The sequence below is a fragment of the Halomonas sp. TA22 genome, from assembly GCF_013009075.1.
Lineage (GTDB): Bacteria > Pseudomonadota > Gammaproteobacteria > Pseudomonadales > Halomonadaceae > TA22.
Genome location: NZ_CP053108.1, coordinates 3,624,204 through 3,638,771, shown reverse-complemented (window position 1 = coordinate 3,638,771; position 14,568 = coordinate 3,624,204). Strand labels below are relative to the sequence as shown.

Sequence of the window (14,568 nt, the reverse complement as noted above, 5' to 3'; positions counted from 1 at the left end):
CGTCGTATCAAAAGGAGCTGGGCACGAATGTCGGATGCATCGCTGGTATTCATCGTGCTGGGGCTCACTCTGGCGGGTTTTGTCTGGGGACGGTTTCGCTACGATCTGGTGGCACTCACTGCGCTACTGGTAAGCGTCATGCTGGGGCTGGTGGATGCCGATGCGGCCTTCATGGGGTTTGCGCATCCGGCGGTCATTACCGTTGCCGCTGTGCTGGTGCTGAGCAAGGGCTTCGAGCGCTCCGGGCTGGTCGACCTGATTGCTCGCCAGGCACTGAAGGTGGGTGGACGCCTGACCCTGCAGCTGGCAGTGCTGACCGGCACCGTCGTCATGCTCTCGGCGGTGATGAACAATGTCGGGGCGCTCGCGCTGATGCTGCCGGTGGCCATTCGCATGGCCCGTGAGCACGACACCCCCCCCTCGCTGTTATTGATGCCGTTGGCATTCGGCTCGCTGCTCGGTGGCCTGCTCACGCTGATCGGCACTCCCCCCAATATCATCATTTCCAGCTATCGCGGCAGCCATGGCGAAGAGAGCTTCGGTATGTTCGCATTCTTCCCGGTGGGTATCGTGGTGGCGCTTGCCGGCCTGGTCTTTATCCTGCTGCTAGGCTGGCGGCTGACACCTAGACGGGAGGGGCAGGCCTCCGCCGAGGAGCTGTTCGATACCTCCAGCTATCTTAGCGAGCTGGAAGTCTCGCAAGAGGCAAAGGCGGTCGGCTGGACGCTGCGCGAGCTGCACGAGGCGTGCGGCGAAACCATCCCGGTGCTGGCCGTGGTACGCGATGACCAGCGCAAGCCAGGTCATCTGTTTGGTGGCTCCTTGCGTGAAGGCGACATCTTGCTGGTCGAGGCGGGACCGGAAGAGTTGAAGCTGCTGGAAGACAAGGCAGGACTGAGCCTGGGCAGTCACGACGCCGACCCGGAGCAGGCGCCAGCCAGAAAGGATCGCAAGGGGAGGGTGTTCGATCCGGGCGACCGGGAGGAGCTGCAACTGGTCGAGGCAGTGGTGCGCAACGACTCGATGATGATCAATCGCACGGTCGTGCAGCTGCGCCTGCTCAACCAGCGCGGCCTGCACCTGGTGGCGGTGGCGCGCGATGGCGAGCGCCTGAAGCAGCGACTGCGCGAGGTCAAGTTTCGCCCCGGCGATGTCCTGCTGCTGCAAGGCGACGAGAGCGGTCTCGCCGAGAGCCTGGCCCTGCTGGGCTGCCTGCCGTTGGCGAATCGTAACCTGAGCCTAGGTCAGCCGCGCATGCTGGTGATCTCGGTGGCGATCTTTGCGCTGGCCATCGCCATGACCCTGTTCGACGTGTTGCCAGCCGCCGTGGCGCTCTCGACGGCGGCCGTGGCGACTTTGCTAGTGGGCGTGCTGCCGCTTCGCGATGGCTACCAGGCGGTGGATGGCCCGGTGATCGTCCTGCTCGGGGCGATGATCCCGGTGGGGCAGGCGCTGGAGTCCAGTGGCGGCGCTGCGCTGGTGGCTCAGGGGCTGCTGACGCTGGGCGATCAATGGCCCCCGGTTGCCACCCTGATCGGCCTGTTTCTTATCTCGATGCTGCTCTCCAACGTGATCAACAATGCGGCGGCGGCCCTGCTGATGGCGCCGATTGCCGCCAGTCTCGCGGTGGGCTTCGAACTGTCAATGGATCCTTTTCTGATGGTGGTGGCGGTCAGTGCCTCCTGCGCATTCCTGACCCCCATAGGCCATCAGTCCAACACCCTAGTGTTGGGCCCAGGCGGCTACCGCTTCCATGACTATTGGAAGCTCGGGCTACCGCTGTCGCTGGTGGTGCTGGTGATCTCGATCCCCATGATCATGCTGGTTTGGCCGCTGTAGGCAGATAACGAAACGCCCCGGCGCTTTGGTACAAAGCGCCGGGGCGTCACTGGTCTTGGCTGTCTCGCGCCGGGCGATCGATCAGTCGGTGCCGTGCCAGACCACCTTGTCGCGCTTCTGGGCGAAGGCATCGAAGGCGAAGTCGTCGACGCTCAGCATGGCGAGCACTTCCACTTCATAGGCATTCATGAAGCTCGCCTCCTCCTCGCTGAGCACACCCGCTTCCAGGGCCGCCTCGAAGCGCTGCTCGGGATGCAGGGCGTAGGCGGGCAGCTCACCCTTGGCGTAGGCCTTGTTGACCTTGCGATAGAGCGGCTCGGCGCGATCGTGGTCGGCGAGCAGGGCGTTGTAGTGCGCCAGCGGGTTGTCCTTCTGACCCTCCTCCAGCTTGTCCCAGGTATTGGCGAGCAGCTTGCCGCGCAGCGGCGTGTGACGCGAGACGTTCTGGGCAATTTCTCGCGCCAGGTCGTCGTGCGGGGTCTTCCAGTGCCGCCCCATGGGCGCCACTATCACGGAAAGCAGGCCGCCCAGGGCCCTGTTGGGCAGGTTGTCGAACAGCTCGACCATCGCCTGCTCGGCACGATGGAGCAGGGTCTGGCAGCTGTAGTGCATCAACGTTGCCTCGCCTTCGACCTTGTCCGACTCGTGCCACTGCTTCAGCACCATCGAGGCCAGATAGAGGTTGGAGAGCACGTCACCCAGACGTGCCGAGATCATCTCGCGGGACTTGAGCGTCGAGCCCAGGCTTGCCATGGCGGCATCCGCGCACAGGCCGAACGCGGCGGAGAGACGAGCGATATCCGTCGCGTAGGGCGCTGCCACCTCATCGAAGGGAGTGGCGGACTTGCCAAGTCCCAGGCCCAGGGTGAAGGCACGCGCCGCATTGCCAAAGATCAGCCCGGCATGCGCGAAGAACGCCTTGTCGAAGGCCTTGACGTCGTTGGCACCCTTGGCGGCCAGCTCCTCGAGCACGTAGGGATGGCAGCGGATCGCCCCCTGCCCGAAGATCATCAGGTTGCGGGTCATGATGTTGGCGCCTTCCACGGTGATGGCCACCGGGTTGGCGCTGTAGCCGATACCGATATAGTTGCGCGGACCGAGGGTGACCGCCTTGCCGCCATGGATATCCATGGCATCGCCGAGCAGCCGGCGCTGGTACTCGGTAAGTTGGCTCTTGAGGATCGCCGAGGGTACCGAAGGCTTCTCGCCATTGTCGATCATGTTGGCGGTCTGCATCACCGCCGCCTGGGAGATATAGGCCATCGAGGCGATGCGCGCGAGCGGCTCCTGCACGCCCTCCATCTCCGCCACCGGTAGGTTGAACTGGCGCCGTACGCGGGCAAAGCCGCCGGCCCAGCCGAGCGCGTAACGCGCGGTGCCGGTGGCACCGGAGGGCAGGGTGATACAGCGTCCCACCGACAGGCACTCGACCAGCATGCGCCACCCCTGGCCGGCCATCTTCGGTCCGCCAATCAGTGTCTCGAGGGGAACAAAGACCTTCTCACCCTTGATCGGCCCGTTCATGAAGGGGCTGCCGATGGGGTAGTGGCGACGGCCGATCTCCATGCCCTGGGTATTGCGCGGGATCAGCGCGCAGGTGATGCCGAGATCCTCCTCGCCGCCCAGTAGACGCTCGGGGTCGAACATGCGAAAGGCCAGGCCGACTACGGTGGCGATGGGGGCCAGGGTGATCCAGCGCTTTTCGAAGGTGAGCTCCAGGCCAAGCACCTCCTCGCCATCGACCGTGCGCTTGCAGACCACGCCGATATCGGGAAGCGAGGTGGCGTCACTCCCGGCGCGCGGGCCGGTCAGGCCGAAGCAGGGGATCTCCCGCCCATCGGCGAGGCGCGGCAGGTAGTGATCCTTCTGCTCCTGGGTGCCGTACTTGAGCAGCAGCTCGCCCGGGCCGAGGGAGTTGGGCACGCCCACGGTGACCATCAGTGTCTCGTTGACGGCGAGTTTCTGCAGCACCGCGGACTGCGCCTTGGCGGAGAAGCCAAGCCCGCCGTACTGCTTGGGAATGATCATGCCGAAGAAACCTTCCCGCTTGAGGTAGTCCCACAGCTCGGCGGGCAGATCGGCGCGCTCGCGAGTGATCTCCCAGGCGTTGCACATGCCGGCGGCAACCGAGCACTGATTATCGAGGAAAGCCTGCTCCTCGACGGTGAGACCGCTGTCGACATTGTCCAGCAGAGCATTCCAGGCGGGCTTGCCCGAGAAGAGTTCGCCATCCCAGCCGACAGTGCCGGCCTCCAGTGCGGAGCGCTCCGTTGCCGAGACGCGGGGTGCGACCTTCTTGAAGGTGGCGAATATCCTCGGCGTGAGCCACAGGCGGCGCAGTGTCGGCAAGCCGGCAACGGCCACGATGGCGGCGGCGATCAGAAACAGCACGCCGGTCAGCGGTGCGCCGAACAGGATACCGATGAGGCCAAGCGCGGCGAGCAGCGCAAGCGTCGGCAGGGCGCCGGCCTCGCGTCGCATGATGATCAGCAGGCCGACCAACGCGATTACGATCAGGAGCAGATGGAACATGCAAGGTCTCCATTCAGGGCGTGCATGGATGCATTCTAACGAGCGTTTGAATGGTCTAGCCTAGTTCATTTATCGAGGGGAGACCAGATACGCACGACTGAAACGCCACACCCCGCATGAGCGGGGTGTGGCGCGAGCGTGCGAAGCGATCAGGCCGTGGCGGGAAGCCGGCGTGCCGGCGTGCCGGTGGAGACATGATAGGGCGCCGTGGAGCGAGGCAGGGACTCGCGTCCACGAATGCGGTCGGCGATCTTTTCGGCCAGCATGATGGTCGGCGCGTTGAGGTTGCCGGTCGGAATGACCGGGAACAACGACGCATCGACCACGCGCAGACCGTTGAGGCCATGTACACGCCCCTCGCCGTCGACGACCGACATGGCATCAGTGCCCATCTTGCAACTGCCGCAGGGGTGATAGGCCGTCTCGGCATGGGCTCGCACGAAGGCGTCGAGCTCGGCGTCGCTCTGTACCTCAGGCCCTGGCGATATCTCCTTGCCGCAGTAGGGCTCGAGAGCTGGTTGGGCGATGATCTCGCGGGTCAGGCGGATGGCGTCGCGAAACTCCTGCCAATCCTTCTCCTTGGACATGTAGTTGAACAGGATGCTGGGCGCCTGACGCGGATCGCGCGAGGTGAGGCGGATGCGACCGCGGCTCTCGGAGCGCATCGAGCCCACGTGGGCCTGGAAGCCATGCGCCTGGACGGCGCTCTTGCCGTTGTAGCTGATGGCGATCGGCAGGAAATGGTACTGCAGATTGGGCCACTCCTCCTCGTCGCGGGAGCGGATGAAGCCCGCCGCCTCGAACTGGTTACTGGCACCCACACCAGAGCCGAGGAACAGCCACTCGGCGCCGATCTTGGGCTGGTTGAACCACTTGAGCGCCGGATAGAGCGAGATCGGCTGCTTGCACTCGTACTGGATATACATCTCCAGATGATCCTGGAGATTCTCGCCGACGCCCTTGAGGTCGTGGATCAGCGGAATGTCAAACTCCTTGAGGTGGTCGGGATTGCCGACACCGGAGCGCAGCAGGATCTGTGGCGAGGCGATGGCGCCGCCGCACAGCAGCACCTCGCGGCGTGCACGCGCTTCCACCGGCTGCTTACGGTGCAGGTAGCTCACTCCCACGGCGCGCTTCTCGTCGAACAGGATGCGGTCGGTGGTAGCGTGGGTGACGATGGTGAGGTTGTCGCGGGACTTGGCCTGATCCAAGTAGCCGCGTGCCGTGGAGGAACGCCGTCCCTTGGGGGTAACGAAGCGGTCCATCGGGCCGAAGCCCTCCTGCTGGTAACCGTTGACGTCCTCGGTGCGCAGGTAGCCGGCCTGCTGTCCGGCCTCGACGAAGGCATGGTAGAGCGCATTGTTGCCCGGCTTGGGCGTGGTCACGCTGATCGGCCCGTCGCCGCCATGATACTCATCGGGGCCGATGTCGCGGCTCTCGGCCTTCCTGAAGTAGGGCAGGCAGTCAGCGTAGGTCCAATCCTCGAGTCCCGGGACCTTGGCCCAGTTGTCATAGTCGAGGGCGTTGCCGCGGATGTAGCACATGCCATTGATCAGCGACGAGCCGCCCAGACCCTTGCCGCGCCCGCACTCCATGCGACGGTTGTCCATGTGCGGTTCGGGATCGGTTTCGAAGGCCCAGTTGTAGCGCTTGCCCTGCAGTGGGTAGGCGAGGGCGGCCGGCATCTGGGTACGAAAGTCGAGGCGATAGTCGGGTCCGCCGGCTTCCAGCAGCAGCACGCTGACATCGCTATCCTCGGTCAGCCGCGCGGCGAGCACGTTGCCGGCCGAGCCGGCACCGATGATGATGTAATCGAATTCATGAGACTGGGACATTCAGCCCTCCGTGCAGTGACTCGACAGGTGAAACGTGTGCAAGCGAGGCTCAAAAGACGGACTGGAACGGCCCCATCTCCACCTGTATGGACTTGATCTGGGTGTAGTGATCCAATGTCGCAATGCCGTTTTCACGACCCACGCCTGACTCCTTGTACCCGCCCACCGGCATCTCGGAGGGGGACTCGCCCCAGGTATTGATCCAGCAGATTCCCGCCTCCAGACGATGGATGGTACGGTGCGCCCGGTTCAGGCTCTCGGTGAAGACGCCGGCGGCCAGGCCGAAACGCGTGGCGTTGGCTCGCTCGATCACCTCATCCTCGTCGTCGAAGGCGAGCAGCGACATGACCGGGCCGAAGATCTCCTCGCGCACGATGCGCATCTCGTCCGTGCAGTCGGTGAACAGCGTCGCAGGCGCCCAGGCCCCCTGGGTGAAATCCTCGCCTTCTTTCGGGTCCATGCCCTCGCCACCGGTCAGCAGCGTGGCGCCGTCCTGCTTGCCCAGCTCGATATAGGAGAGCACCTTCTGCTGGTGCTCGAAGCTGACCAGCGGACCGAAATTGACGCCGGGATCGAGCGGGTTACCGGCCTTGATGCGCGCGATGCGCTCCTTGAGCTTGGCTTCGAAGCGCGTCTTGATGGAGCGGTGCACGAAGACGCGGGTGGCATTGGTGCAGATCTGGCCGCTGGAGTAGAAGTTGGCCATCATCGCCGCATCGGCGGCGCGATCGAGGTCGGCATCGCCAAATACGATCATCGGCGATTTGCCGCCGAGTTCCATGGTCACGTCCTTCAGGCTCGAGCTGGCGGCGGCGGCCATCACCCTTTTGCCGGTCCCGGCTTCGCCGGTGAAGGAGATTTTATCGATGCCTTCATGAGCGGTGAGCATCTGGCCGACGCGGGCATCGCCATGTACCACGTTGAATACCCCATCCGGCAGGCCGGCGTCGGTGAATATCTCGGCGAGCTTCATCACCGACAGCGGAGTCACTTCGCTGGGCTTGAAGACCACGGCGTTACCGGCGGCAAGCGCCGGCGCGGCTTTCCAGCAGGCGATCTGGATCGGATAGTTCCAGGCACCGATGGCACCGACCACGCCGAGCGGCTCGCGACGGGTATAGACGAAGGAGCTTTCTCGCAGCGGAATCTGCGTGCCCTCGATGGCGGGCGCGAGACCGGCATAGTACTCCAGCGCGTCGGCGCCGGTGACCACATCCACCGAGGCGGTCTCGGCGATCGGCTTGCCGGTGTTGAGCGTCTCGAGCTTGGCCAGCTCGTCATTGCGCTCCCTCAAGAGCGCGACGGCGCGCAGCATGATGCGCGAGCGCTGCATGCCGGTCATCGCAGCCCAGACTTTCTGACCCTGGCGTGCCGAGGCGACGGCGTGATCGACATCCTCCTGAGAGGCGTACTGAACCTCGGCGAGCAGCGAGCCGTCATAGGGATTGATGACCTGAAAGCGTTCGCCGGAGCTCGCGTCGACGCGCTTGCCATCGAGATAGAGTTGCTGGAGGTCGAGTGTTGCCATGGGAGTCTCCTAAAAAAAGATGAGCAAGCGCGGTTAGGTACGCCCGGCAAGTTGTCCGTCAAGGTAGTCATAGGCCAGTCGACGTGCACGTTCGACATCGAGCTCGGCAGGCGCCAATGCGCCTCGCAACCACAGGCCGTCGATCATCGCGGCCAGACCGCTGGCTGCACGGCGCGCTTCTTCCTTGGGCATGCATTGGCGAAATTGATAGCAAAGGTTGGAAAAGAGCCGGCGATCGTTGACGTACTGCAGCCGTTGCAACGGCTTGCGGTGCATGCTGCTGGCCCAGAAGGCGAGCCAGGTCTTCATGACCGACTGGCTGGTTTGGCTGCGGTCGAAGTTGCCATCGATGATGGCGCGCAGATGTGCACGTGGACTCTTTTCGGGGAGTGCTTGGCGGCGCCTGGCCACGGCCTGGCCAAGATCGTAGAGAATCTGGCGCATGGTGGCTTCCAGCAAGCCCTCCTTGCCATCGAAATAGTGACTGATGATGCCTGCCGAAACACCGGCCAGGCGGGCAATGCGCAGCACGGTGGCATCAGCGAGCCCCGCTTCGTCGATGGCCTCCATGGTGGCCTGGATCAGTTGCTGGCGGCGAATCTGCTCCATTCCCACTTTCGGCATTGGTCGGCTCCTGTTCGGAATCATGCAGCGGGTTGCGTAACGTCTTGCTGGTGTCTAGGTTGCTCATTATACTTTTTTTTATTGAACGCTCAATCAATAAAAACAAGGCGATGGCGAACCGCTCTTTTTGCCCTTCGGTGAGAAGGTCGAGCTTGCCATCTCCTTGTCTTGCATGCATAATCCTGCCCCGTTGTTTGGGCGTTGCGATGTACGCCTTATACGGATGGCTACGTAGCTCAGCTGGTTAGAGCACATCACTCATAATGATGGGGTCCCCTGTTCGAATCTGGGGCCATAGCTCAGCTGGGAGAGCGCCTGCCTTGCACGCAGGAGGTCAGCGGTTCGATCCCGCTTGGCTCCACCACGCCCCCTCGAACAGTCCGCCATCGTGACCAGTGATAAACGCAACGCGGTTGTGCTTATCACTGTTTTCGAACAGTCGCTCTTTAACAATGTAAATCATGCTGACACGTTTTCTCCGCAAGGAGAGAACGACGTGATACGTCTCAAGCGTATCCGGCAATTGTCGAACGTAATCGTAGGCCAGACCCGGTCGGGTAGACCCCTTCGGGTTATATGGTCAAGCGATTAAGCGCATACGGTGGATGCCTAGGCAGTCAGAGGCGACGAAAGACGTGGTAGCCTGCGATAAGGCTCGGTGAGGTGGCAAACAACCTGTGACCCGGGCATTTCTGAATGGGGAAACCCACCCAGTGTAAGCTGGGTATCCCACACTGAATCCATAGGTGTTGGGAGGCGAACCAGGGGAACTGAAACATCTAAGTACCCTGAGGAAAAGAAATCAACCGAGATTCCCCTAGTAGCGGCGAGCGAACGGGGACCAGCCCTTAAGCACGACAACTGATAGGCGAACGGCCTGGGAAGGCCGACCATAGTGGGTGATAGTCCCGTAGCTTAAATCTGAGTCGCGTGAAATCGAGTAGGTCGGGGCACGTGAAACCTTGACTGAACATGGGGGGACCATCCTCCAAGGCTAAATACTCCTGACTGACCGATAGTGAACCAGTACCGTGAGGGAAAGGCGAAAAGAACCCCGGCGAGGGGAGTGAAATAGATCCTGAAACCGTATGCGTACAAGCAGTGGGAGCAGACACGTTCTGTGACCGCGTACCTTTTGTATAATGGGTCAGCGACTTATTTTCAGTGGCGAGCTTAACCGACTAGGGGAGGCGTAGAGAAATCGAGTCTTAACTGGGCGACCAGTCGCTGGAAATAGACCCGAAACCGGGCGATCTATCCATGAGCAGGTTGAAGGTTGAGTAACATCAACTGGAGGACCGAACCAGGATCTGTTGAAAAAGATTTGGATGACTTGTGGATCGGAGTGAAAGGCTAATCAAGCCCGGAGATAGCTGGTTCTCCTCGAAAGCTATTTAGGTAGCGCCTCACGTATCACCACCGGGGGTAGAGCACTGTTTCGGCTAGGGGGCCATCCCGGCTTACCAACCCGAGGCAAACTCCGAATACCGGTGAGTGCAAGCGTGGGAGACACACGGCGGGTGCTAACGTCCGTCGTGAAAAGGGAAACAACCCAGACCGTCAGCTAAGGCCCCAAAATCCTGGTTAAGTGGGAAACGATGTGGGAAGGCTCAGACAGCTAGGAGGTTGGCTTAGAAGCAGCCATCCTTTAAAGAAAGCGTAATAGCTCACTAGTCGAGTCGGCCTGCGCGGAAGATGTAACGGGGCTCAAACCAGGTGCCGAAGCTACGGGTTCATCTTAGGATGAGCGGTAGAGGAGCGTCGTGTAAGCCGATGAAGGTGGGTTGAGAAGCCTGCTGGAGGTATCACGAGTGCGAATGCTGACATGAGTAACGACAAGGGGAGTGAAAAACTCCCCCGCCGGAAGACCAAGGTTTTCTGTTCTATGCTAATCAGAGCAGAGTGAGTCGGCCCCTAAGGCGAGGCGGAAACGCGTAGTCGATGGGAAACGGGTTAATATTCCCGTACCTGACATGGTTGCGATGGGGGGACGAAGAAGGCTAGGTGAGCCAGGCGTTGGTTGTCCTGGTGAAAGTGAGTAGGCAAGTGATTTAGGAAAATCCGGATCACTCTTTTAAGTAAGAATGCCGAGACACGAGACGAACAGACTACGGTCTGGAAGTCATCGATGCCACGCTTCCAGGAAAAGCCTCTAAGCTTCAGACCATGTGAGACCGTACCCCAAACCGACACAGGTGGTCAGGTAGAGAATACCCAGGCGCTTGAGAGAACTCGGGTGAAGGAACTAGGCAAAATGGTGCCGTAACTTCGGGAGAAGGCACGCCGCATTAGGGTGACAGGACTCGCTCCTCGAGCCCGACGCGGTCGAAGATACCAGGTGGCTGCAACTGTTTATTAAAAACACAGCACTCTGCAAACGCGCAAGCGGACGTATAGGGTGTGACGCCTGCCCGGTGCCGGAAGGTTAATTGATGGTGTTAGCCCTCGGGCGAAGCTCCTGATCGAAGCCCCGGTAAACGGCGGCCGTAACTATAACGGTCCTAAGGTAGCGAAATTCCTTGTCGGGTAAGTTCCGACCTGCACGAATGGCGTAATGATGGCCACGCTGTCTCCACCCGAGACTCAGTGAAATTGAAATCGCAGTGAAGATGCTGTGTACCCGCGGCTAGACGGAAAGACCCCGTGAACCTTTACTATAGCTTCACACTGGATGCTGATGTTGCTTGTGTAGGATAGCTGGGAGGCTATGAACCCCGGACGCCAGTTCGGGCGGAGCCAACCTTGAAATACCAGCCTGGCATCATTGGCGTTCTAACTCAGACCCGTTATCCGGGTCGAGGACAGTGTGTGGTGGGTAGTTTGACTGGGGCGGTCTCCTCCTAAAGAGTAACGGAGGAGCACGAAGGTACCCTCAGCACGGTTGGAAATCGTGCATTGAGTGCAAGAGCATAAGGGTGCTTGACTGCGAGACAGACACGTCGAGCAGGTACGAAAGTAGGTTCTAGTGATCCGGTGGTTCTGTATGGAAGGGCCATCGCTCAACGGATAAAAGGTACTCCGGGGATAACAGGCTGATACCGCCCAAGAGTTCACATCGACGGCGGTGTTTGGCACCTCGATGTCGGCTCATCACATCCTGGGGCTGAAGTCGGTCCCAAGGGTATGGCTGTTCGCCATTTAAAGTGGTACGCGAGCTGGGTTTAGAACGTCGTGAGACAGTTCGGTCCCTATCTGCCGTGGGCGTCGGAAGTTTGAGAAGAGCTGCTCCTAGTACGAGAGGACCGGAGTGGACGCACCTCTGGTGTTCCGGTTGTCACGCCAGTGGCATTGCCGGGTAGCTATGTGCGGACAGGATAACCGCTGAAAGCATCTAAGCGGGAAGCCCCCTTCAAGATGAGACTTCCCTGAGGCCTTGCGCCTCCTGAAGGGCCCAGCGAGACCAGCTGGTTGATAGGCACGGTGTGGAAGCACAGCAATGTGTTGAGCTAACGTGTACTAATGGCCCGTGAGGCTTGACCATATAACCCCAAGGGGTCTGCGCATTACGCGCAATTGACGGATACGCGCGGCCACGCCGCAGAGACGATCACGGTTGGCATGATTTAGATTGCGATGACGCCGCATGCGACGTCATCACCAGTTACGCCTGACGACCATAGCGTGCGGGAACCACCTGATCCCTTGCCGAACTCAGCAGTGAAACCGCTCAGCGCCGATGGTAGTGTGGGGTCTCCCCATGTGAGAGTAGGTCATCGTCAGGCACTTATCCCCGTACCCCAGCTTCTGCCGAAGCTGGGGTATTTTATTGCGCGAAACAAAACCCACGGGGCTTCCAGGGAGCGTCCCGGAGCGCCGGTCGCCGGATGGCCGGCCCGATCGCCAGGCATCCATCGCAACGCCCCGTGCTCACCGCACGGGGCTTTTTTATGGCCGGCCCGATCGCCAGGCATCCATCGCAACGCCCCGTGCTCACCGCACGGGGCTTTTTTATTTCAGCATGACTCCAGCACCGTACTTCGCTGGACTACGCCTAAGCTCTCTACAGCAAGTTTATCAAAAACTTAGGCTAATTCATCATATGCCGGTGCTTTCCGAAATTTGACCCGGCTTCCATCCGCTTGGCTCCTAACAGGCTCCTGGAAACGGGTCTTTCCAAGGAGTCAGCTATGGCCAAGATCAAGCTCACCAAGTCCGCAATCGATGCGGCACAACCCCAAGCGCAGCCCGTCGAGCTGCGTGACACCCTCGTTCCCGGCTTCCTGTGCAAGATTACACCGGCCGGTCGCAAAGTCTTCATGCTCCAGTATCGGACCAACGCCGGCGAGCGGCGCAAGCCTGCATTGGGTTTGTACGGAGAATTGACCGTTGAGCAAGCCCGCTCATTGGCACAGAGTTGGTTGGCTGAGGTACGCCGGGGTGGCGATCCCGGAGCTGCCAAGGCCGAAGCGCGCAAAGCGCCGACGGTCAAGGAACTGTGTGTGAAGTTCATGGAGGACTACTCCAAGCACCGCAACAAACCCAGCACTCAGAGAGGCTACCAAGGCAATATTGACCGCAACATCATTCCAATCCTGGGTCGTATGAAGGTACAGGATGTGAAGCGCGCTGACGTGGCGGCGATGATGAAAAAACTGGATTACAAGCCGGGTGAGGCAAACAAGGCGCTATCTGTCCTACGTAAGATGTTCAACCTGGCTGAGATTTGGGGCTATCGACCTGATGGCTCGAACCCGTGCCGACACGTTCCGCTGTATACCGGGGGAAAGACCACTCGCCTCATTACAGACGAAGAAATGGCCAAGCTATTCAAGCACCTTGACCAAGTCGAGGCCGAGGGCTTGGTGCCCTATGTCGTCCCGTTGGCGATCCGTCTGCAATTCGAGTTTGCTGCCCGGCGTTCCGAAATCGTGCTACTCGAATGGGAATGGATTGACCTGGAGAACCGCCGGGTGGTCTGGCCCGACAGCAAGACCGGTGGTATGTCCAAACCCATGAGCGAGGAAGCCTATCGGCTGCTTTCCACTGCGCCTCGGCAGCCCGGTGCACGTTATGTCCTGCCGTCGCCGCGCAACCCGCTTACCCACTTGACCTATGGGGAGTACTACGGCGGTTGGACCCGGACGCTCAAAGCGGCTGGCGTACCTCACGTTGGCACCCACGGCATCCGCCACCGCTCGGCTACCGACATCGCTAACTCGGGTATCCCGGTCAAGGTCGGCATGGTGCTGACCGCGCATAAGACGGTGACCATGTTCATGCGCTATATCCACACCGAGGATGATCCGGTGCGTGAGGCAGCCGAACTGGTGGCAAACCGGCGCAAGACGATTACAGGGGCTCCACACGCCAAGGGGGCTTCCGTATGAACAGGCTGAGTATCCCGGCGTTCGGGTTTGCCGACCCAATAGTCGCAACAACGTTGCGACTATTGGACATGGACGACCTCTGGGGATGGGTGGCGACTTGCCACTTGCAAGGGCTAGACAATCATGCCCGTTACGGGTATAGTTTTGATGGTGGACGGGTATGAACGTCTTGAAGCGAAAGGACTTTGCGCGGTGGCAAACTGCCGAGAAACTGTCCGATACAGTCTTGTGCAAGGCGGTCCAGGAAATGGAGAGTGGGCTGATTGATGCCGATTTGGGTGGCCACCTTTACAAGAAGCGGGTCGCCCGCCCTGGTGCGGGTAAGAGCGGTGGCTACCGCACCTTGTTATCAGCCCGTGTTGGCCACCGTTATGTATTCCTGCATGGGTTCCCGAAAAGCGACAAGGCGAACATCACGCGGGACGAGAAAAAAGCGCTGCAATATGCCGGCAAGGTATTTCTAGAGCTATCGGCCAAGGAGTTGGTGAAGGCATTGCAGGCTGGTGTTCTACTGGAGGTGTGTTGTGACGAGCAAAATCATTGAATCCCTGCGCGGTGATCTGGCCGCATTGCACGACGCCGGCGCGATCAGCAAAGTGACGATGCGTGAATTCGACGCGATCTGCCCGCCGCCGGTGCGCGAGTTCAGCGCCGACGACATCAAGCGTCTGCGTGAAGCGCTGCACTTCAGTCAGCCAGTGTTCGCCCATCATCTGCACACCACCGCCTCGACGGTACGCAAGTGGGAACAGGGTGAAACGCACCCAGCCGGCCCGGCGCTCAAGCTGCTCAACGTCATCGCTGACAAGGGCTTGCAGGCCATTATCTGATGAGTGTAAGACGGAGATACAGATAGTGGCGTCATAAATTGCCCCGTTCAGCT

The 14,568-nt window shown here is 60.6% G+C and carries 8 protein-coding genes, 2 tRNA genes and 2 rRNA genes; 8 read left to right on the top strand and 4 right to left on the bottom strand.

Features of this window, described 5'->3' with window-relative positions; translation table 11 throughout:
* Positions 1-27: 27 nt before the first annotated feature.
* Positions 28-1,839 (top strand): SLC13 family permease, encoded by a 1,812-nt coding sequence (locus tag HJD22_RS17230; protein WP_208654606.1) that lies wholly within the window; start codon positions 28-30, stop codon positions 1,837-1,839.
* Between the two features lie 81 nt (positions 1,840-1,920).
* Here HJD22_RS17230 and HJD22_RS17225 read toward each other — a convergent pair whose 3' ends face one another.
* The 4 genes from HJD22_RS17225 to betI form a co-directional block, all read right to left on the bottom strand.
* Positions 1,921-4,371, bottom strand: a complete 2,451-nt coding sequence (locus tag HJD22_RS17225) for an acyl-CoA dehydrogenase (protein WP_208654605.1) — start codon at positions 4,369-4,371, stop codon at positions 1,921-1,923.
* 149 nt (positions 4,372-4,520) lie between these two features.
* Positions 4,521-6,206, bottom strand: a complete 1,686-nt coding sequence (betA, locus tag HJD22_RS17220) for a choline dehydrogenase (RefSeq protein ID WP_208654604.1) — start codon at positions 6,204-6,206, stop codon at positions 4,521-4,523.
* Positions 6,207-6,255: 49 nt separating this feature from the next.
* Entirely contained in the window at positions 6,256-7,734 is a 1,479-nt protein-coding gene (betB, locus tag HJD22_RS17215) for a betaine-aldehyde dehydrogenase (RefSeq protein ID WP_208657053.1), read from the bottom strand.
* A gap of 33 nt (positions 7,735-7,767) precedes the next feature.
* The gene (betI, locus tag HJD22_RS17210) at positions 7,768-8,358 is read right to left on the bottom strand and encodes a transcriptional regulator BetI (RefSeq protein WP_217267788.1); all 591 of its coding nucleotides are present in this window, start codon (positions 8,356-8,358) and stop codon (positions 7,768-7,770) included.
* A gap of 233 nt (positions 8,359-8,591) precedes the next feature.
* Here betI and HJD22_RS17205 point away from each other — a divergent pair.
* The 7 genes from HJD22_RS17205 (at position 8,592) to HJD22_RS17175 (ending at position 14,515) form a co-directional block, all read left to right on the top strand.
* Positions 8,592-8,651, top strand: a tRNA-Met gene (locus HJD22_RS17205).
* Positions 8,647-8,722: transfer RNA gene (locus HJD22_RS17200), tRNA-Ala, on the top strand. Before HJD22_RS17205 ends, HJD22_RS17200 begins: the two co-directional genes overlap by 5 nt.
* A gap of 214 nt (positions 8,723-8,936) precedes the next feature.
* Positions 8,937-11,839, top strand: a 23S ribosomal RNA gene (locus HJD22_RS17195).
* 125 nt (positions 11,840-11,964) lie between these two features.
* Positions 11,965-12,080, top strand: a 5S ribosomal RNA gene (gene rrf, locus HJD22_RS17190).
* Positions 12,081-12,485: 405 nt separating this feature from the next.
* Complete coding sequence (locus HJD22_RS17185; protein ID WP_208656097.1) at positions 12,486-13,685, top strand: site-specific integrase; 1,200 nt, start codon at positions 12,486-12,488, stop codon at positions 13,683-13,685.
* A 160-nt stretch (positions 13,686-13,845) separates the two neighbouring features.
* Positions 13,846-14,229 (top strand): type II toxin-antitoxin system RelE/ParE family toxin, encoded by a 384-nt coding sequence (locus HJD22_RS17180; protein ID WP_208656098.1) that lies wholly within the window; start codon positions 13,846-13,848, stop codon positions 14,227-14,229.
* Positions 14,210-14,515 (top strand): DNA-binding transcriptional regulator, encoded by a 306-nt coding sequence (locus HJD22_RS17175; RefSeq protein ID WP_182246418.1) that lies wholly within the window; start codon positions 14,210-14,212, stop codon positions 14,513-14,515. The genes HJD22_RS17180 and HJD22_RS17175 overlap by 20 nt, the downstream gene beginning before the upstream one ends.
* Positions 14,516-14,568 lie beyond the last annotated feature (53 nt).